The organism is Streptomyces sp. NPDC028711, assembly GCF_055565415.1.
Map to the genome: position 1 here is coordinate 409,525 of NZ_JBVHUJ010000005.1, position 18,634 is coordinate 428,158.

Below are 18,634 nucleotides of genomic sequence, written 5' to 3' on the forward strand. Positions count from 1 at the left end.
TCGACCATCGCGTCGAAACTTCACGTTGCCGGACGCTAGGTGGGTGCGGCGAAACGGGTCAACCCTCCAGCGGTGCGTTATCCAAACGTGACTATGTCGACGCGGAGAGCGGTGCTTTATGCTGCACGGATGCGAGACGGCGACGAGGACAGGCGCATCACACTGGCGGAGGTGGCGGAGCGGGCCGGTGTGTCGCTTTCGACAGTTTCGAAAGTTCTCAACGGCCGGCAGGACGTGTCAGCCGCCACGCGCGGCAAGGTGGAGCGGCTCCTCGAAGCGCACTCGTATCGGCGGACCACCCGCGTCGCCCGGGAAGCGCCCCTCATCGAACTCGTCTTCCACGAGCTCGACAGCGTGTGGTCGATGGAGCTCATCCGGGGCGTGGAGAACCTCGCCAAGGCCCACCAGGCGAGCGTCGTGCTCACCGAGAGCGGCACCCGGCACGCCCCGGCACCGGACTGGATCGAAGGGGTCCTGCAGCGCCGGCCGATCGGCGTGGTCCTGGTCTTCTCCTCACTCCCCGACGCCGTCAAACGGCAGCTCGGGGCGCGGTCGATCCCCTTCGTGATCGTCGACCCGGCGGGCGACCCCGAACCCGACGTGCCGTCGGTCGGCTCGGCGAACTGGTCCGGCGGCGTCGCCGCGACCCGTCACCTCATCGACCTGGGGCACCGACGCATCGGCATCATCACCGGTCCCGAGGACATGCTCTGCTCCCTGGCCCGGCTCGACGGCTACCGGTCCGCCCTGAACATGGCGGGCCTCACCCACGACGACTCCCTCGTCCGGTTCGGCGACTTCCACGTCGACGGCGGATACGCGCGGGCCATGGAGCTGCTGCGGATGCCGGACCGGCCCACGGCCGTCTTCGCCGGAAGCGACCTGCAGGCGCTCGGCGTCATGGAGGCGGCCCGCGTGTGCGGGCTGCGCGTCCCCGAGGACCTGTCCGTCGTCGGGTACGACGACGTGATGATCGCGCGATGGTCGAGCCCACCGCTCACCACGGTCCACCAGCCGCTGCGCGAGATGGGCGAGGAAGCGGTGCAGATGCTGCTCCGGCTGCGTGTGGGGGAGCCGTCCGTGACGCGCATGGAGCTCGCCACCAGCCTCGTCGTCAGGAAGAGCACCGCCCCGCCGCCGACACGGACGACGACGCCCTCGCTCCCGCCCGAACGCAGCGCTCTGTAAGGGCGTTCAGTGAGCAGCCGCTCTGCTCAGCCTCCGGCCGGTGCGTGCTCCGCCTGGGGAAGCAGTTCGCTGGAGCCGCGGACCACCAGGCGGGTCGGGACCATCAGGGTCCGGGCGCGGGTGCGGTCGCCGTCCAGGCGGGCCAGGGCGGTCCTGGCCGCCGTCTCCCCGAGGGCCGCCGGGTCCTGGGCCACGACGGTCAGGGCCGGTTCGAGGACATCGGCGAGCGGCAGGTCGTCGAAGGTGACAAGGGCGATGTCCTTGCGCCCCTCACGGGTGAGCTGGGCGACGACCCCGAGGGCCATGATGTTGTTCGCCGCGAAGAGGGCCGTGGGGGGATGCGGCAGGGCGAGCAGCGCGGTGGTCTCGGCGGCCGCCCCGTCCTGGCCGTGGCCGCCGGTCACCAGGGCCCGGTCGTAGGGCAGACCGGCCTCGGCGAGCGCCGAGCGGTAGCCGGCCAGCCGCTCGCGCCGGGTGTAGAGCTTGGCGGGAAGGTCTCCGATGAAACCGATCCGGCGGTGACCGCGGGCGATGAGATGGGAGACGCCCTCGTGGACGCCGGTCCTGTTGGAGCTGACCACGCAGTCCGCGGACAGTCCGACCCCCGGCCGGTCGAGGAACACCACGGGCATGCCGGCCGAACGCGGTGCCTTGAGATGGCTGTGATCCGCCCCGAACGCGGGCACGACCATCAGCATGCTGACCCGCCGGGCGAGGAAGGTCTGGATCAACGTCCGCTCACGGTCCGGATCCTCGGCCGAAGAGCCCATGAGCAGCGTCAGCCCCCGGCTGCGCACGGCGTCCTCGATGGCGCCGGCGACGGTTCCGAAGAAGGGGTTGCCGAGGTCGGGCACGACCAGGCCGACGGTGGTGTCGGGGCCGCCGACGCGGATGTTGCGGGCCATCAGGTTCGGCTGGAAGCCGAGCTTCGCGACCGCCGCGAGGACCCGCTCGCGGGTCTGCGGGGAGCTCGGCCCGTCCTCGTTGAGCACCCGGGACACCGTCTTGGCGCTGACGCCCACTTCCTTGGCGACATCGGCCAGTGTGGGGCGACGGTTCGCGGCCATGTACCACCGTTCCTGTGCGTTCGGCGGGCCCGGCCCCTGCCGGGGGCCGGGCCCGCTGTCCTGACTGTGCGGCGACCCTGTGGTCGGCGCGGTGTCGCCCCGGCGGCGACTCAGTGGGCGGACACTCCCGCCGCCTGGGCGGCATCCGCGTCGGCAACGACCGTACCCCCATTGTCGTTCACCCTGAGCGCCCCCGTCATGATGGCGACGACCTCCGCCATGGAGTGGTCGGACGGCTTGATCAGCGCCTCGCGACGGCCGAGCCGGTGGATGTGGATGCGGTCGGCGATCTCGAAGACGTGCGGCATGTTGTGGCTGATCAGGACCACGGGCATGCCCTTGTCGCGGACCCGGCGGATCAGGTCGAGGACCTGCCCGGACTCCTTGACGCCGAGCGCCGCGGTGGGCTCGTCCATCACGACGACGCTCGTGGCCCAGGCCACCGACCGGGCGACCGCCACGGCCTGGCGCTGACCGCCGGAGAGGGTCTCCACCGGCTGTGTCAGCGACCGCAGTCCGATCTTGAGGTCGGCCATGTGGGCCGCCGCCTCCTGCCGCATGCGCTTCTTGTCGAGCATGCGCAGCGCGCTGCCCAGGAAGCCCGGCCGGCGCAGCTCGCGCCCGAGGAACATGTTGGAGGCGATGTCCATGGAGGAGGCGACGGCCAGGTCCTGGTAGACGGTCTCGATGCCGTGCTGCCGGGCGCTCTGCGGCCCGGCGAACCTGATGGGCTCGCCGTTCAGCCGGATCTCGCCCTCGTCGGGGGTGACCGCACCGGTGAGGGCCTTGATCAGGCTCGTCTTGCCGGCGCCGTTGTCGCCGATGACGGCGAGGACCTCGCCGGGCAGCAGGTCGAAGTCGGCGCCGTCGATGGCGGTGACATGGCCGTACCGCTTGACCAGGCCGCGGGCCTGGAGCACGGGCGTGACGTCGGCGGTGGTCATCGGGTCTTCCTCCGGGAGATCTGGTCGACGGTCACGGCCAGGATCACCAGGACGCCGGTGATCAGGGTCTGGTAGATGGACGCGACGCCCATCAGCTGGAGGCCGTTGCGGAACACACCGACGATGAGGACGCCGATGAAGGTGCCGAGGACGGCTCCCCGGCCGCCGAAGAGGCTGGTGCCGCCGAGGACGACGGCGGTGATGCTGTCCAGGTTGTCGGTCTGTCCGGCCTGTGGGTCGCCGACACCGGTGCGGGAGACCATGAGCAGCGCGGCGATTCCGTAGACGAGTCCCGCCAGGGTGTAGATGCCGACGGTCAGCCGGGAGGTGCGGATGCCGTTGAGCCGGGCGGCCTCGGGGCTGTTGCCCAGGGCGTACACGTGCCGGCCCCATGACGTGCTGCTGAGCGCGTACGCGAAGAGCAGGAACAGGGCGATCGTGACGATCGAGCCGTAGGTGATGTCGGTGTTCCCGAGCGGGAACGTCTCACCGAGCGCGGTCAGCGGCGCCGGGAGGTCCGTGATCGTCTGCTTGGCCGAGTAGATGTGGGTCAGGGCGAACGCCACGTTCAGCATGCCGAGGGTGACGATGAACGGCGGGAGCGGGATCAGCTGCACCAGAAGGCCGTTGACCAGGCCGAAGCCCGAGCAGACGACCAGGCCGAGAGCGATCGCGGCGAGCGGTGACAGGCCGCCCTCGGCAGCCGTCTTGGCGATGACGATGCTGCCGAACGCCATGACGGCGCCACAGGAGAGGTCGATGCCGGCGGTGAGGATGATGAGGGTCTGACCGATGGCCAGCGTGCCCACGACCATGACCTGCTGCACGATCAGCGAGAAGTTGCCGCCGGAGAGGAACTGCTCGGTCGTCAGGGAGAAGAAGACGCAGGCCAGCAGCAGCGCGACGAGTGGGCCCGCGGTCGGTGTGGCGAGCAGCCGGCGGACCGTGCTCGGTCCCTTCAGCTGGTCGTAGGGCAGGGTGGTGGCAGTCATGAGGGTCCTTGCCGGGGGTCGGTGGCCGGTGATCAGTCGTCAGTGGTGGGTGGTCGGTGGAGCGGGGTTCGCCAGGGGGTACGTGTCGGAGGGCTGGTCCCCGCCGACCGCGACCTTCGGGGAGTGCCGCGAGGACGCCCCCCGAAAGGTGCGGTCGGTTCGGCCGAGGGGGCGGTGACGTCCTGCCCCCGGGGGCGGTCGAGCCCCGGGGCGGGGAAGGCGGGCCGGGCGGGACGTCGCGCCCGGTCCTTTCGGCCGGGGGAGCGACCCGTCAGGAGCGGGCTTCCGCGGGGCCCGCCCCGCCCTGACGCCGGGGCTCAGCCCCAGCACTTCTCCAGGCCGTACGCCGTGTCCTTCGCCTCGACACCCGGCTTGGTCGCGTCCGTGATGAGCGTGACGCCGGTGTCGGTGTAGCCGGAGGCCTTCTTGCCGTCCTTGGCGAAGTCCGCGACCGCCTTGACGCCACGGGACGCCATCTCGAGCGGGTACTGCTGCGAGGTCGCCGCGATCTTGCCCTCCTTGACGGCCTTCGTGCCGGTGCAGCCGCCGTCGACGGAGACGACCAGCACCTTCTTCTCCAGGCCCTTCGCCTTCAGCGCGGTGTAGGCGCCGAGCGCGGCCGGCTCGTTGATCGTGTAGACGACGTTGATGTCCGGGGACTTCTGGAGGCAGTTCTCCATCGCGGTCTGGCCCTTGGCCTGGTCGCCGCCGGTGTCCTGCATGCAGACCACCGACGGGTCGCCCTCCGCGATGCCGAAGCCCTTGAGGAAGCCCTGGTGGCGCTGCACGCCCACCGCGACGCCGGGCGCGAGGTCCAGGGTGGCGATCTTCGCCGCCTTGCCGGCCATGGCGGCCTTGGCGTACCGGCCGATGAGCTCACCCGCCTTGACGTTGTCGGTGGCGAAGAGGGCGTCGGTGGCGTCCCGGGGCTCGGTGGGGCTGTCGAGCGCGATGACCAGGACGCCCTTGGCGCGCGCCTTCTCGAGGGCGGGGACGATCGCCTTGGAGTCGTTGGGCGTGATGAGGATGCCCTTCACGCCGGAGTTGATCATGTTCTCGATCGCGGTGACCTGGCCGGCGTTGTCACCGTCGAACTTTCCCGCCGCGCTGACGAGTTCGACGCCGTTGTCCTTCGCGGCCTGCTCGGCGCCCTCCTTCATCTTCACGAAGAAGGGGTTGGTGTCGGTCTTGGTGATCAGTCCGACCTTGGTTCCGCCGCCGTCGGACCCTCCCTGCGCACCGGAGCCGCAGGCCGTCAGGGTCAGCGCCGAGACGGCGGCGAGGGTGGTGAATCCGATGGAGACGCGGGTGGCGCGGTTTCTGCGAAGCATGACTGATCTCCTGCTGGGCGAGGGCGGAACGGCCGCGCCGAGCGAAGGGCTGCGGCGCGAGGGACTGCTGCTGTCGAGGCTCCCGGCGAGTGTCATCGTTGACCGATGTCATCGTTGACACTGCTTGCGGAGGATGATGAACTCCATCACCCGGAAACGTCAATGCCTTGACGCCGTCACAAATCGGCAACGCCGCCCGCACCGCCTCGGATCGAGAGCGGCGCTCTCCCCTCACGGAGAGCAGCGCTCTCGGTGAGCTTCCTCAACGCCCTCGCGAAAACCGCAGCCTTCTCGCGCTGCCCACCTGGAGAGAATGAGTCATGCGCCTGCCTCTGGTCACCGTCCTCGGAGAATGCGTCGCGGATGCCTTCACCGTCCCCGCACCCATGCCCGGCGAGCTCGCCCTGAGGGTCCTGCCGGGAGGCGGTCCGGCGAACACCGCCGTGGCGCTCGCCCGCCTCGGCACGCCCGCCCGCTTCCTGGCGCGGCTGTCCGACGACGTCTTCGGCCGTCTGTTCCGCGCTCACCTGGAGGCCTCGGGCGTCGATCTCTCGGCTGCCGTACGCGCGGCCGAGCCCAGCACGCTCGCCGTCGCCGAACTCGACGCCGAGGGCCGGGCCGCGTACTCCTTCCACGCCCAGGGCACCGCGGACTGGCAGTGGACGGCGGACGAACTCACCGCGGTGGACCTCACGTCCACGGCCTGTCTGCACTCGGGCTCCCTCGCCCTGGTGCGCGAGCCCGGCGGCGCGGTCGTGGAGGACTTCCTCGCCCGCGCCTCCGCGACGGCCACGATCTCCATCGACCCGAACGTCCGGCCGCTGCTCGTGGCGCCGGAGGTCTACCGCGAACGCCTGCGGCGCTGGTGCGCGCTCGCGGACATCCTCCGGCTCAGCGAGGACGACCTGGAACTGCTGCTCCCGGAGTACACGATCGAGCGGGCCTGCGACGCCTGGCACGCGGCGGGCGTCCCGCTCGTCGTGATCACCCGTGGGGAGCGCGGCGCGGTCGCCTCGCTGAACGGCGAACGGGCCTCCGTACCGGCGCCCACGACCGATGTGGTCGACACCGTCGGCGCGGGTGACTCCTTCACCGCAGGCCTCCTGCACCACTTCGGCGACAAGGGGCTCCTCGGCGGACGGCTGACGGATCTGCGGATCGACGACGTCTTCGACGCCTGTGCCTTCGCCTCCCGGGTGGCGGCGCTGACCTGCGGCGTCGTCGGCCCGAATCCGCCGTGGGCGGGCCGGCTGCGGCTGTCGGCGCCCGCGGCCGGACGCGCGACCGGCTGAGGCGTCGGCCGACGCGCGACCGAAGCGTCGGCTGAACCGTCGCGCCGAACGCCGGCCGAGGCCCGGCCGAAGCCCCGTCGAACCGGCGGCCCGAACAACTCCCCCCGGGCCATTGACGCGCCACCCGCACCTCGCCCATCATCACTCCCCAGCGGATGTCATCGCTGTCACATGTCATCGATGACATTCGTTTCCCGGGTCGCCCCCACCGCCCGGCACTGCGAATCCCCCGGTGTCGTACCACCGCAGCGGACGCGGATACGACGCCGCCGCCCCCAGTGCAGGAGAAACCATGAGCCGATTCCCCGCACGCCGCCGTGTCCCGCTGCGCCTCGTCGCCGCCGCGGCCGCGACCTGCGCGTTCACCGTCACCGCCGTCGCCCCGCAGGCGGTGGCCGAGGACAGCCGGCCGTACACGGAGACGTACCGCCCCCAGTTCCACTTCAGCCCGGCGAAGAACTGGATGAACGACCCCAACGGGCTCGTCTGGTTCAAGGGCGAATACCACCTCTTCTACCAGTACAACCCGAACGGCAACACCTGGGGCGACATGTCCTGGGGCCACGCCGTCAGCGAGGACCTGGTGCACTGGCGGGAGCTCCCCCTCGCCATCCCGCACGACGACGAGGAGATGGTCTTCTCCGGCAGCGCCGTCGTCGACCACGCCAACACCACGGGGTTCGGGACCGCGGAGAACCCCGCGATGGTCGCCGTCTACACCAGCCACTACAAGGACGGCGGCAAGCAGGCCCAGTCCCTGGCGTACAGCACCGACCGCGGCCGCACCTGGACCAAGTACTCCGGAAACCCCGTGCTCGACATCGGGTCGAAGGAGTTCCGCGACCCCAAGGTCCAGTGGTACGCCCCCACCAAGAGCTGGCTGATGACGGTGTCGCTGTCCACCGAGCACAAAGTCCGCTTCTACTCCTCCAAGGACCTCAAGAGCTGGACGCATCTGAGCGACTTCGGCCCGCGGAACGCGGTGGGCGGCGTCTGGGAGTGCCCCGACCTCTTCCCGCTGCCCGTCGACGGCGACCCCCAGCGCGTCAAGTGGGTGCTCGTCGTCAACATCAACCCCGGTGGCATCGCCGGAGGTTCGGCCGCCCAGTACTTCGTGGGCGACTTCGACGGCAAGCGGTTCGAACCCGACGGCGACGGCTCGTACACGCCCCCGCCCGGCCTGGTGGTGCAGGACTTCGAGGGGGCCGACTACGGCACCTGGCGGACGACCGGCACCGCCTTCGGCGACGGACCCGTCCCCGCGCCCGAGCCCGGCACGTCGGGCACGAGCGGCTTCGAGGGCAAGGGACTCGTCGACAGTTTCCACAGCGGTGACCACGAGACCGGCACGCTCACCTCACCGCCCTTCACCGTCACCAGCCCGTACCTCAACTTCAAGGTGGGCGGCGGCCGTCACCCCCACGTGCCCGGTTCCGTGACGGGCGATTCCCCCGCGCCCGCGGGAGAGGTCCTCGCCGACTTCGAGCAGGACGGCTACGGCTCCTGGACGGCCACGGGCACCGCCTTCGGCGACGGCCCCGCACCCGGCACCCTCCCCGGGCAGCACGAGGTGTCGGGACACGAGGGCGGCGGCCTGGTCAACACGTTCCTGGGCGGCGACGCGACCACGGGCACCCTCACCTCGCCCGCGTTCACCATCGACGCGAAGCACCTCAACCTCCTCGTCGGCGGCGGCAACCACCCCTCCGGATCCGACGCCCCCACCGCCGTCCGGCTCGTCGTCGACGGCAGGACGGTGCGCAGTGCCACCGGCACCGACTCCGAGTCGCTCAACTGGGTCTCCTGGGACCTCGGCGACCTCGCGGGCCGGACCGCGCACATCGAGGTCGTCGACGAGAACACCGGCGGCTGGGGACACATCCTGCTCGACCAGGTCATGCTCTCCGACACCCCGGCACGGCCCCGCTCGACGGAGACCGCGGTCAATCTCCTCATCGACGGCAAGGTCGTCCAGAGTGCGACCGGCGCGGACAGCGGAAGCCTGGACTGGGCCTCCTTCGACCTCCGCGCCCACCAGGGCAAGCAGGCCACCGTCCAGCTCGTCGACATGAACAAGGCCGGCTGGGGCCACGTCCTGGCCGACCACTTCGTCGCCGCCGACCGGCCGGCCGTCTCGTCCGTCCAGCGGGCCGACTGGGTCGACCACGGCAAGGACTACTACGCCGCCGTCTCCTGGGAGGACGCCCCGGACGGCAAGCGCCGCATGATCGGCTGGATGAACAACTGGCAGTACGGCAACAACATTCCGACCTCCCCCTGGCGCAGCGCGCAGAGCATCCCGCGCGAGATGGCGCTGCGCACGGTGAACGGCCGGATCCGGCTGACGCAGCAGCCCGTCGCCACCGTGGAGTCGCTCCACGGCCCCGCGGTCGGCGTCCGCGGCGTCAGGATCGCGGAAGGCTCCGTACCGCTGGCGGCGGGCCGCGCCGACGGCAAGGCACTCGACATCCGGGCCACGTTCACCCTCGCCGACGCCGAGCGCTTCGGGTTCAAGGTGCGCGCCGGTGAAGGCCAGGAGACCGTCATCGGCTACGACAAGGAGACCGGGGAGCTGTACGTCGACCGGACGCGCTCGGGCGCGGTCGACTTCCACGGCGACTTCCCCGGCGTCCAGCGCGCGCCGCTGGCGGCCAGGAACGGCAAGGTCGAACTCCGGATCCTGGTCGACTGGTCCTCGGTCGAGGTGTTCGGCGGCGAGGGCGAGGCCGTGATCACGGACCAGATCTTCCCGAGCCCGGACAGCGACGGCATCCGGCTCTTCGCCGAGGGCGGCTCCGCCCGCCTGGACAGCGCCAAGGTCTGGCAGGTGCGGTCGTACCGCGACTAGGGCCCTAGCAGTTGACGGTGCGGAGGTGCGTCACCGGTCTCCGGCAGACACCTCCGCACCGTTCCGAAACGCGGGCGTCGCCTGTCGCCGGCGGGAGAGAACAGAAGGCAGGACATGAAGAAGACGCTGCTGGCCGAGTTCACCGTGCTCCCCGGAAGCGAGGAACGCGTCGCCGGACTCGTCCGGGACTACGCCGCTCGCGTCCGGGAAGAGCCCGGCAACCTGGCGTTCGAGGTGTACACCAGGGAATCCGAGCCCCGCGCGTACTGGATCTTCGAGGTGTACGCGGACGAGGCCGCGTTCCAGGCCCATGTGGCGGCGCCCTACGGCCCGCCGTTCAACGCGGTGCTCCAGCCGCTGATCGAGGAGAAGGAGTCCGTGCTCACCTTCCTGAGCCCGCTCGGCTGAGGTGCCGGACCCGCCTGTCCTGGGACCGTCATCGGCGGGTCAGTGGGCGACGGGCCATCCGCTGCTCCAGTCCAGGCGGTTGATGCCGAGCTTCGGAGTGCCGTCGGAGTTCCCGTCGTAGTAGTGGTAGACGATCAGGTCGCCGTCCACGTCCTTCGTGATCGACTGCCCGCCCGGGCCGATGACGCTGCCGTGGGACTCCAGCACGGGCGTGCCTCCGTTGTTCATCAGGGCGACGCCGTTCCTGTCCCGGTACGGACCGGTGACGGTGGCGGCCCGGCCGACCTTGACCTTGTACGTCGAGTTCGTGCCCGCGCAGCAGACGTCGTACGAGGCGAACAGGTAGTAGAAGCCGTCGCGCTTGACGATGTACGGGGCCTCGACCGCCTTCGTGCCGGTGGGGCGGGACGCGAGCGAGTAGCGCGTGGTGTTCGTGGTGAGCTGTTTGCCGGTCGACGGGTTGATCTGGATCATCTTGATCCCGCTCCACCAGCTGCCGAAGGACAGCCACCACTTCCCGTCGTCGTCGACGAACAGATGGGGGTCGATGGCGTTGTAGTCGACGGACGCGCTCGACGTGTAGACGACGCCGTAGTCGGTCCAGCTGCCCGGCTGCCCGGTCGTCGAACCGGCGAGACCGATGGCCGAGTTCTGCGAACCGAAGGACGAGACCGAGTAGTACATCAGGTACTTGCCGCCGTGGTACGAGATGTCCGGCGCCCACGCCTCCGGCACCGACGAGTAGCGCGACCACCAGCTCGGCCGCGAGGAGAAGGCGTCCGCGCCCCCGCTGAAGGCGGTGCGGTCGGTGGAGGCGCGGTTGCTGATGCCGCCACCGGTGGCGTACAGCAGGTACTGGCCGGACGCGGTGCGGATCATCGTCGGGTCGTGGACGACGGTCGCGCCCGTGACGTACCCGGGGTTGGGATACGCCGACGCGGCGGACGGGGCCAGGGCGAGCAGCGCCGAGAGGGGCAGGGCCATGGCGACCCTGCGGCGCAGACTGCCCGGCCTCCTTCCGGAAGGGGTGTGGCGGGCGTTCCTGGTAAGGGTCATCTGGATCTCCTTGTCGTCGTTGGGTCGGACCATCGGCGGTGATGGGGCGACGTGCTTGCCCTATCCGACGGTCCACAGCTGGTTCGTCCCGCCCGAGCAGTCCCACAGACGCACCCGAGTGCCGTTGGTCCCCGAGGCGTTCGGTACGTCCAGGCAGCGGCCCGAGGCGACGCCGGCGACGGGATCGCCGGGCGGCGGCGGGGTCGTACCGCCGGGCGGGACGTACGGGCAGGAGGTCCGGGACCGGGAGATGCCGCTGGTGTCCGCGAGCGACGGGCAGAGGAACTGCGTGTAGCGGGTGTCGCTGTCGAGGAAGATCTTCAGCCAGGGGATCACCCGGCGCGTCACCTGGGAGTTCCCCCAGGTGGGGAAGGCGTGGCCGCCGCCGGTGAGTTCGATGAAGGCCTTCTGGGTGCCGCCCGGCATGCCGGCGTAGAGGCCGTCGAGGTAGGACGGGGTGACGGTGCCGTCGTCGCGCGCGCCCATGATCATGGTCGGGACGTGCAGGGTGGAGAGGTTCTGCGAGGGGGAGAAGGGAGCGAGCGGAACGGCGGCCTTCAGCGACGGCCGGCGCTCGGCCGCGCTGATGGCACCGCCGCCGCCCATGGAGTGGCCCATCACTCCGAGCCGGTTCGGGTCGACGCGGTCGCGCACCGGGCTCCGCTGGGTGAGGTAGTCGAGCGCGGCCAGGAGCTGGGTGCCGCGGGCGGTGTCGAAGTCGGTGGTGCTGTGGGTGTCGATGCCGATGACGACGAACCCGAAGGAGGCGAGCCAGGGCCCCATCCAGGCCCCCTCGGCGTCCCACCGGGCGGTGTAGCCGGGCACGGCCGCGACCGCGGCCCACCTGCCCTGGCTGGTGTCCGTCGGGTAGTAGATCCTTCCGCCGTTGAAGCCGCTTCCTGGCGGCACACTGATCTCCGCCGTCGCGAACGTCCCCCTCGGCGCGGCGACGCTGCTCACCGTCGGGTCCGGTCCCCGCTGGTACGGGCTGTCCGCCGCCGAGGCGGGCTGTGCCGAGAACAGCGTGGCGATCAGGCCGATCACGGCCGCCGCGACGACTGCTCTCAGCTTCGCCACCGGTAGCGGGATCAGGTTCGGGAGCATGGCCATGGGGTTCCTCCTGTCCTCGTCGTGTGCGCGGGTCGCGCCGTACGGCTCCGCTACCTGAGGTGCGCGGCGAGCGGAAGGTTCTGCCGGCGTACGTCACCGGCGACGAGCCCGGCGATGCGCTGGGCGCCGTAGGTGTCGAAGTGCGTGCGGTCGGCGCAGAAGAAGGCGCCGACGGGGCCCGAGCCGAAGTCGCCGTTGTGCGGGCAGAACCGCAGGCTGTTGTAGAGCGACACGCTCAGCGTCTGGAGGTCGATGACCGGCGCGCCCGTGGCGGTTCCGGTGGCGTACGTCTCGGTGACGAAGCCGCGGTTCCTGGTCGCGGTGCCGCCGGAGCAGGTGATCGCGGCGACCGGCGTGAGCAGGACCGGGTGCGCGCCCCTGGCCTGGGCGGCCCGCACCATCGTGGTCATCAGCTGCTGGTAGCGGGCGGGGCCGACGTGCCGGGGGCAGGTGGGGGAGGAGTCGTTGATGCCGAACTGGATGAAGAGGTAGTCGCCGGCCTTCATCCCGGTGGTGGCGTTCAGCATCGCCTGCCAGCGTGCCGAGTACGTGCCGGAGGTGAGGCGGCATTCGCCGTCGGCGCCCATGGTGCCGCTGACGGCCGACTCGTACAGCCAGGTCTGGATGCTGCGTCCGCCGACGGCCTGGTTCCTGACGGTCACGTCGCCGTCGAAGAGGGCGTCGAACTGGCTGCCCCAGCCGACCGGGCAGACCGCGCCGGGGTTGGCCATGGTGGAGTCACCGGCCAGCCAGACGGTGACCGGTGTCGCCGCGGCCGGCACGGCCGGCGTCGCGGCGGTCGAGGCACCGGCGCAGTGGGGGGAAGGCCGCTCGGCCGCCGTGGCGGCGCGGACGCCGAGCGTCGACAAGGCGATGACCAGGGCCGTGGTGAGGAGGATCCGGAGTTTCGTCATCGGGTTCGCTCCCGGGGAGGGGCGCTGCCGTGCGTCGGTCAGCGCAGGTGGGTGGCGAGGGGTGTGTGAATGTCATGCACGTGACAAGCTTGAGTCCGTCCTTTGCCCGGATGGGAGCGTGGGGGTCTCGACGGCCTGGCGCTCGCTCAGGCCTGCGTGAAGCCGTTCATGAGGGTGGTGGGCTGCCGGGTGGCCGCGGCGGTGGCGGTACCCGCTCTGAGGAGGGTTCCGCCGCTGAGGGGTCCGGAGCCGGATGAGGTGGGGGGCATGCTGCTCCTTCTTCGGCCGGCGGCACCACGTGAACGCGTCGCGGGCGCTCTCCACGGGGTCGAATGCTGTGAACGTGCACAAGGCGAGGCATGACTGAGCAGCCCTCACGCGGGGGAGAGGGTGCCCGCATGTGACGGGGGACCGCCCCTCCGGCTCCAGGTCGTCGGTCAGGCGGCTGGGATCGTTCTCAGGGGTCCGGGAGGGGCGTCACGCAGTTTCACGGCCACGCTCCCACGGTGTCAATCGGCGTGCAGGAAAAAGTCACGCATTCAAACATCGGCGAACACCAGGATGCGACAAGGTTCTTGACCGGGCGTCAGCGGGTTCCTACGCTCGCAGCCGTGGGAGCGTTCCCACGCCCCCCGTGCGCCCCTCATCTCCTGCGGGCGACCGCGTTCGCGCACCACATACACCGGAGGTCACCGTGACCGACGCACACCGGAGCCACCGTGCGGCTCCGTCCTTCCGCAGAGCGGGGAGCCGGTCGAGGAGCAGGCTGACGCGCGGCCTCACCGCCGCCGCGCTTGCCGTGTCCGCGCTCGCCGGACTGCCCCAGACCGCGCACGCGGCCACCGCCCGGCAGGTGGAGAGGCTCGACCGGGGGCTGATCAGCACCCACACCGCCGGCGGGAACCTGGTGTCGTGGCGGTGGCTCGCCACCGACCCGAACGACGTGGCGTTCAACGTCTACCGGGGCACCGTGAAGCTCAACTCCTCGCCGCTCACCACGTCGACGAACTACTTCGACACCGGCGCCCCCGACTCGGCCGACTACACGGTCCGCGCGGTGGTGAACGGCACCGAGCAGCCCTCGTCCGAGCACGCGCTCCAGTTCCGCCCCGGATACCTGGACGTGCCGATAGCGCCGCCCGCGGGCGGCACGACCCCGGACGGCGTCGCGTACACCTACGAGGCCAACGACGCCAGTACCGGCGACCTCGACGGCGACGGCCGGCTCGAACTGATCCTGAAATGGCAGCCGACCAACGCCAAGGACAACTCGCAGTCCGGCTACACCGGCAACACGATCGTCGACGGCATCAAGCTCGACGGCACCCGGCTGTGGCGGATCGACCTGGGCCGCAACATCCGCTCGGGCGCGCACTACACGCAGTTCCAGGTGTACGACTACGACGGCGACGGCCGCGCCGAGGTCGCCATGAAGACGGCCGACGGCACCCGGGACGGCACCGGAGCGGTCATCGGCAGCTCCTCGGCCGACCACCGCAACTCCAGCGGATACGTCCTCGCCGGCCCCGAGTTCCTGACCATGTTCAACGGCCAGACCGGCAAGGCGATGGGCACCGTCGACTACGTCCCCGCCCGCGGCACGGTCTCCTCCTGGGGCGACTCCTACGGCAACCGCGTCGATCGCTTCCTCGCCGGCGCCGCCTACCTGGACGGCGTCCGTCCGTCCCTGATCATGGCCCGCGGCTACTACACCCGCAGCGTCATCGCCGCCTGGGACTGGCGGAACGGCCAGTTCACACGCCGCTGGACCTTCGACACCAACTCCTCCACCAACACGGGCAAGGGGTACGACGGGCAGGGCAACCACAGCCTCTCGATCGCCGACGTCGACGCCGACGGCAAGGACGAGATCGTCTACGGCGCGATGACCGTCGACGACAACGGCGCCGGACTCTGGACGACCCGGCTCGGCCACGGCGACGCAGGCCACGTCGGCGACCTCAACCCGTCCCGGCCGGGCCTCGAGTACTTCAAGGTCTCCGAGGACAAGAGCAAGCCCGGCTCCTGGATGGCCGACGCGCGCACCGGCCAGATCCTGTGGCAGACGGCCTCCGGCGCCGACAACGGCCGGGGCGTCGCCGCCGACATCCACGCCGGCAGCCCGGGCGCCGAGGCGTGGTCGGCCTCCGACACCACCCTGCGCTCGACGAGCGGCGCCTCCCTCGGCCGGGAACCCTCCAGCGTCAACTTCCTCTCCTGGTGGGACGGCGACACCGTCCGCGAACTCCTCGACGGCACCCGCATCGACAAGTACGGCACCTCCGGCGACACGCGCCTGCTCACCGGCTCCGGCGTCTCCTCCAACAACACCACCAAGGCCACGCCCGCGCTGTCAGGGGACATCCTCGGCGACTGGCGCGAGGAGGTCGTCTGGCGCACCAGCGACAACCGCGCCCTCCGCATCTACTCGACCCCCCACACGACCGGCACGAGGATCACCACCCTGCTCCACGACACGCAGTACCGCACGGCCCTCGCCTGGCAGAACACCGCCTACAACCAGCCCCCGCACCCCAGCTTCTTCATCGGCTCCGGCATGCCCACACCGACCCGCCCCACCGTCTACACCCCCTGACCGGCCGGAGTGGCCCGTCAGGGGCAGGTGGGCGAACTCCGTGTAAAGGATGTGGAGGACTTTTGATCACTCCGTGAGTTTTCGGTCGGTGAATTCCCCCTGGAGCCGGGGGTGAACCGCTTCCCCTGTTGTTCCAACCAGTCGGTAACCATCGCCTGACCAGCAGTTTCATGGTCTCGCAGGCGCAGAAACGGCGTCAGGCCGGGCGCTGTGCCTGCGAGGTAGGGTCGGGCCCATTCACTCGTCCGGGTGAACGCCCCTCCATGTGGGCGACGTATGCCTCGGTTTCGCGGGGGCAGGGGTGACGCGGCGGAAATTCCGCTGGGGAGAGGGAGAACGGGGCACACGCGGGACCCCGCGCGCGAAGACCGACCGAAGACGTTCGAGGCGAGGCAGACCGATGGAAGTTCCGACGGACCCGTCGGCCGGCGGCGGCAGATCCGGCGGTGCGGCCGGGGGCGGTGCCTGGTTCGGGCAGAGCCCCAGGCAGGCGACCCAGGAGCGACAGCCGACACGCCCGGAAGGCCGAGTCCCCGAACAGGGGGCGGGACGCCCGGTGCACGGACCTGGTCCTGGTCCTGGCCACGGTCGGGGTCCTGCTCAGGGTCAGGGTCAGGGACAAGGCCCTGGTCCCGGTCACAGTCCTGCTCAGGGTCAGGGTCACGGCCCCGGTCCTGCTCAGGGTCAGGGTCACGGCCCCGGTCCTACTCAGGGTCCCGGTCCCGGTCACCGTCCCGGTCCTGGCCCCGGTCACGGTCCTGGTCACGGCCCCGGCCCCGGTCCCCGTCCCGCTCCCACCGTTCAGGCGGCGCCCGAGGACATGTCCGACGCGGCGCTCCTCCGGCGCACCATGGCCGAGATCGAGCCCATCGCCGACAAGGTGACCTCGTACTTCTACGCCCTGCTCTTCATGCGCCACCCCGACCTTCGGGCGCTCTTCCCCGTGGCGATGGACACCCAGCGCGACCGTCTCTTCAAGGCGCTGCTCACTGCCGCGACCCACGCCGAGGACGCCGTCACCCTCACCACGTACCTGACCCACCTCGGGCGTGGTCACAGGAAGTACGGCACGCTCCCCGAGCACTATCCGGCCGTCGGAGAGGCGCTGATCGGCGCCCTCACCCGTTATGCCCCGTCGACCTGGGGGCCGAGGACCGAGGCCGCGTGGGTCGGCGCGTACACCACGATCTCCCAGATCATGATCGACGCGGCGACCGAGGACGAGCTGCGTGCGCCTGCCTGGTGGCAGGCGGAGGTCGTCGCCCATGACATGCGTACGCGGGACATCGCGGTCGTCACGGTCCGGCCCGACCAGCCGTACCCCTTCCTCGCCGGGCAGTACACCGCCCTGGAGACCCCCTGGTGGCCGCGCGTCTGGCGGCACTACTCGTTCGCCTCCGCGCCCCGCTCCGACGGACTGCTCTCCTTCCACGTCAAGGCCGTACCGGCGGGATGGGTCTCCAACGCGCTCGTCCACCACGCCCGTCCCGGGGACGTCATCCGGCTCGGTCCCCCCGCCGGCTCCATGACGGTGGACCACACCACCGACAACGGGCTGCTCTGTCTCGGCGGCGGCACCGGCATCGCGCCCATCAAGGCCCTGGTGGAAGACGTGGCCCGGCACGGCAGGCGCCGCACCGTCGACGTGTTCTACGGCGCCCGCCGGAACAACGACCTGTACGACATCGACACCATGCTGCGGCTCCAGCAGGCGCACCCCTGGCTCTCCGTCCGCCCGGTCGTGGACGACGGTCCCGTCGGCCTGCTGTCCGGCGGCATCCCGGAGGTCGTGCGCGAGTTCGGCCCCTGGCACACCTACGACGCGTACCTGTCGGGTCCGGCCGGAATGATCCGCCGCAGCGTCGACTCCCTGGTGGACATGGGCATTCCCACCCACCGCATTCGACACGACTCCATCGAAGAACTGGTCGGGGCAACGACGTGAGCACTTTCGAGCAGGCAACCGGTCAGCTGCGGGAGACCCCCCTGCGCACCCACCGCCCGGGCAGCGACGGCGAACACCAGGTGCAGCAGCGGATGGGCACCGCCGAGCGCGCCGACCGCTTCTACGGGGACCAGGTCCTCGACCGGCTGAACCCGCGGATGCGGGAGTTCGTCGCACGGCAGGAGATGTTCTTCCTGGCCACCGCCGACCGGCACGGCGAGTGCGACAACACCTTCCGCGCCGGCCCGCCCGGCTTCCTCCACGTTCTCGACGACCTGACGCTCGCCTATCCCGAGTACCGGGGCAACGGCGTCCACGCCAGCCTCGGCAACATCGAGGAGAACCCGCACGTCGGCATCCTCATGGTCGACTTCCTCCGCGACCGCATCGGACTGCACGTCAACGGCCGGGCCAGGGTCGTGGCCGACGACGAGATGCGCCGCGCCCACCCCGGGCTCGCGGTCGACCCGGTGCCCGGTCGCCGGGCCCTGGTGTGGGTGGAGGTCGCCGTCGAAGAGGCATACATCCACTGCGCCAAGCACATCCCCCACTTCCAGAAGGTGCCCCGGCACGGCTCCGGGCGCCAGTGGGGCACGGACGACTTCAAGCGGAAGGGCGGCGACTTCTTCGGGGCCGCTACGGAAGCGCCGCAGCGGGGCCCGTTCCTGCCGCCGCCCCGCGCGGACGCGGCGACCTGGCGTGAGGAGGCCCGGAAGCTGCTGGCGAGGGCCGAGCGGCCCGCGGCCGGAGCCGACGGGGATGCCGTGGCCGGGGCGGGGATGTTCAGCGGCTGGTTCAGCAGGAGCACGTCCGTCCGATGACGGGCACGAGCACATCTGTGCGGTGACGGGCCCCCCGTGAGCCGTCGGACAGACCCTCTAGGATGTCGGCCGCGCGTCGACGTCACATGCGGTTATCCGATGGACGTCACGCGCAGTCGTGC

The 18,634-nt window shown here is 70.8% G+C and carries 15 protein-coding genes; 7 read left to right on the forward strand and 8 right to left on the reverse strand.

The features are described 5' to 3' along the window. Positions 1–129: 129 nt before the first annotated feature. Positions 130–1,188, forward strand: coding sequence for a LacI family DNA-binding transcriptional regulator (locus tag ACZ4VK_RS19675; protein WP_468353633.1), 1,059 nt, complete (start codon positions 130–132; stop codon positions 1,186–1,188). Between the two features lie 26 nt (positions 1,189–1,214). Here the strand turns inward: ACZ4VK_RS19675 and ACZ4VK_RS19680 are convergent, their stop codons facing one another. The 4 genes from ACZ4VK_RS19680 to ACZ4VK_RS19695 all read right to left on the reverse strand — a co-directional run bounded on the left by ACZ4VK_RS19680 (position 1,215) and on the right by ACZ4VK_RS19695 (position 5,522). Further along, positions 1,215–2,255, reverse strand: a complete 1,041-nt coding sequence (locus tag ACZ4VK_RS19680) for a LacI family DNA-binding transcriptional regulator (RefSeq protein WP_468353634.1) — start codon at positions 2,253–2,255, stop codon at positions 1,215–1,217. A gap of 110 nt (positions 2,256–2,365) precedes the next feature. Further along, positions 2,366–3,199: an ATP-binding cassette domain-containing protein gene (locus tag ACZ4VK_RS19685; protein WP_468353635.1), complete on the reverse strand. Its 834-nt coding sequence runs from the start codon at positions 3,197–3,199 to the stop codon at positions 2,366–2,368. After that, positions 3,196–4,191, reverse strand: a complete 996-nt coding sequence (locus tag ACZ4VK_RS19690; RefSeq protein WP_468353636.1) for an ABC transporter permease — start codon at positions 4,189–4,191, stop codon at positions 3,196–3,198. Before ACZ4VK_RS19690 ends, ACZ4VK_RS19685 begins: the two co-directional genes overlap by 4 nt. A gap of 317 nt (positions 4,192–4,508) precedes the next feature. After that, entirely contained in the window at positions 4,509–5,522 is a 1,014-nt protein-coding gene (locus tag ACZ4VK_RS19695) for a substrate-binding domain-containing protein (protein WP_468353637.1), read from the reverse strand. 320 nt (positions 5,523–5,842) lie between these two features. Here ACZ4VK_RS19695 and ACZ4VK_RS19700 point away from each other — a divergent pair, with 320 nt between their 5' ends. From ACZ4VK_RS19700 to ACZ4VK_RS19710, 3 genes are all read left to right on the forward strand, one after another. Next, positions 5,843–6,814 (forward strand): carbohydrate kinase family protein, encoded by a 972-nt coding sequence (locus tag ACZ4VK_RS19700; RefSeq protein WP_468353638.1) that lies wholly within the window; start codon positions 5,843–5,845, stop codon positions 6,812–6,814. Between the two features lie 292 nt (positions 6,815–7,106). Next, positions 7,107–9,662 (forward strand): GH32 C-terminal domain-containing protein, encoded by a 2,556-nt coding sequence (locus tag ACZ4VK_RS19705; RefSeq protein WP_468353639.1) that lies wholly within the window; start codon positions 7,107–7,109, stop codon positions 9,660–9,662. Between the two features lie 114 nt (positions 9,663–9,776). Further along, entirely contained in the window at positions 9,777–10,070 is a 294-nt protein-coding gene (locus ACZ4VK_RS19710; protein ID WP_468353640.1) for a putative quinol monooxygenase, read from the forward strand. 39 nt (positions 10,071–10,109) lie between these two features. Here the strand turns inward: ACZ4VK_RS19710 and ACZ4VK_RS19715 are convergent, their stop codons facing one another. From ACZ4VK_RS19715 to ACZ4VK_RS19730, 4 genes are all read right to left on the reverse strand, one after another. After that, positions 10,110–11,054 (reverse strand): arabinan endo-1,5-alpha-L-arabinosidase, encoded by a 945-nt coding sequence (locus ACZ4VK_RS19715; RefSeq protein WP_468353670.1) that lies wholly within the window; start codon positions 11,052–11,054, stop codon positions 10,110–10,112. Between the two features lie 132 nt (positions 11,055–11,186). After that, complete coding sequence (locus ACZ4VK_RS19720; RefSeq protein WP_468353641.1) at positions 11,187–12,236, reverse strand: dienelactone hydrolase family protein; 1,050 nt, start codon at positions 12,234–12,236, stop codon at positions 11,187–11,189. 50 nt (positions 12,237–12,286) lie between these two features. After that, complete coding sequence (locus ACZ4VK_RS19725) at positions 12,287–13,150, reverse strand: GDSL-type esterase/lipase family protein (protein ID WP_468353642.1); 864 nt, start codon at positions 13,148–13,150, stop codon at positions 12,287–12,289. Positions 13,151–13,296: 146 nt separating this feature from the next. Next, a complete protein-coding gene (locus tag ACZ4VK_RS19730) occupies positions 13,297–13,419 on the reverse strand; it encodes a hypothetical protein (protein WP_468353643.1) in 123 nt (40 codons plus the stop codon). Positions 13,420–13,916: 497 nt separating this feature from the next. On the opposite strand from ACZ4VK_RS19730, the gene ACZ4VK_RS19735 reads away from it, so the two are divergent. From ACZ4VK_RS19735 to ACZ4VK_RS19745, 3 genes are all read left to right on the forward strand, one after another. Then, positions 13,917–15,746 carry a rhamnogalacturonan lyase gene (locus ACZ4VK_RS19735; protein WP_468353671.1) on the forward strand — a complete coding sequence of 610 codons (1,830 nt, stop codon included), beginning with the start codon at positions 13,917–13,919 and terminating at the stop codon, positions 15,744–15,746. Between the two features lie 400 nt (positions 15,747–16,146). After that, positions 16,147–17,691, forward strand: a complete 1,545-nt coding sequence (locus ACZ4VK_RS19740) for a globin domain-containing protein (RefSeq protein WP_468353644.1) — start codon at positions 16,147–16,149, stop codon at positions 17,689–17,691. Between the two features lie 92 nt (positions 17,692–17,783). Next, on the forward strand, positions 17,784–18,512 hold the full coding sequence (locus tag ACZ4VK_RS19745) for a pyridoxamine 5'-phosphate oxidase family protein (RefSeq protein WP_468353672.1): 729 nt from the start codon (positions 17,784–17,786) through the stop codon (positions 18,510–18,512). Positions 18,513–18,634: the final 122 nt, after the last annotated feature.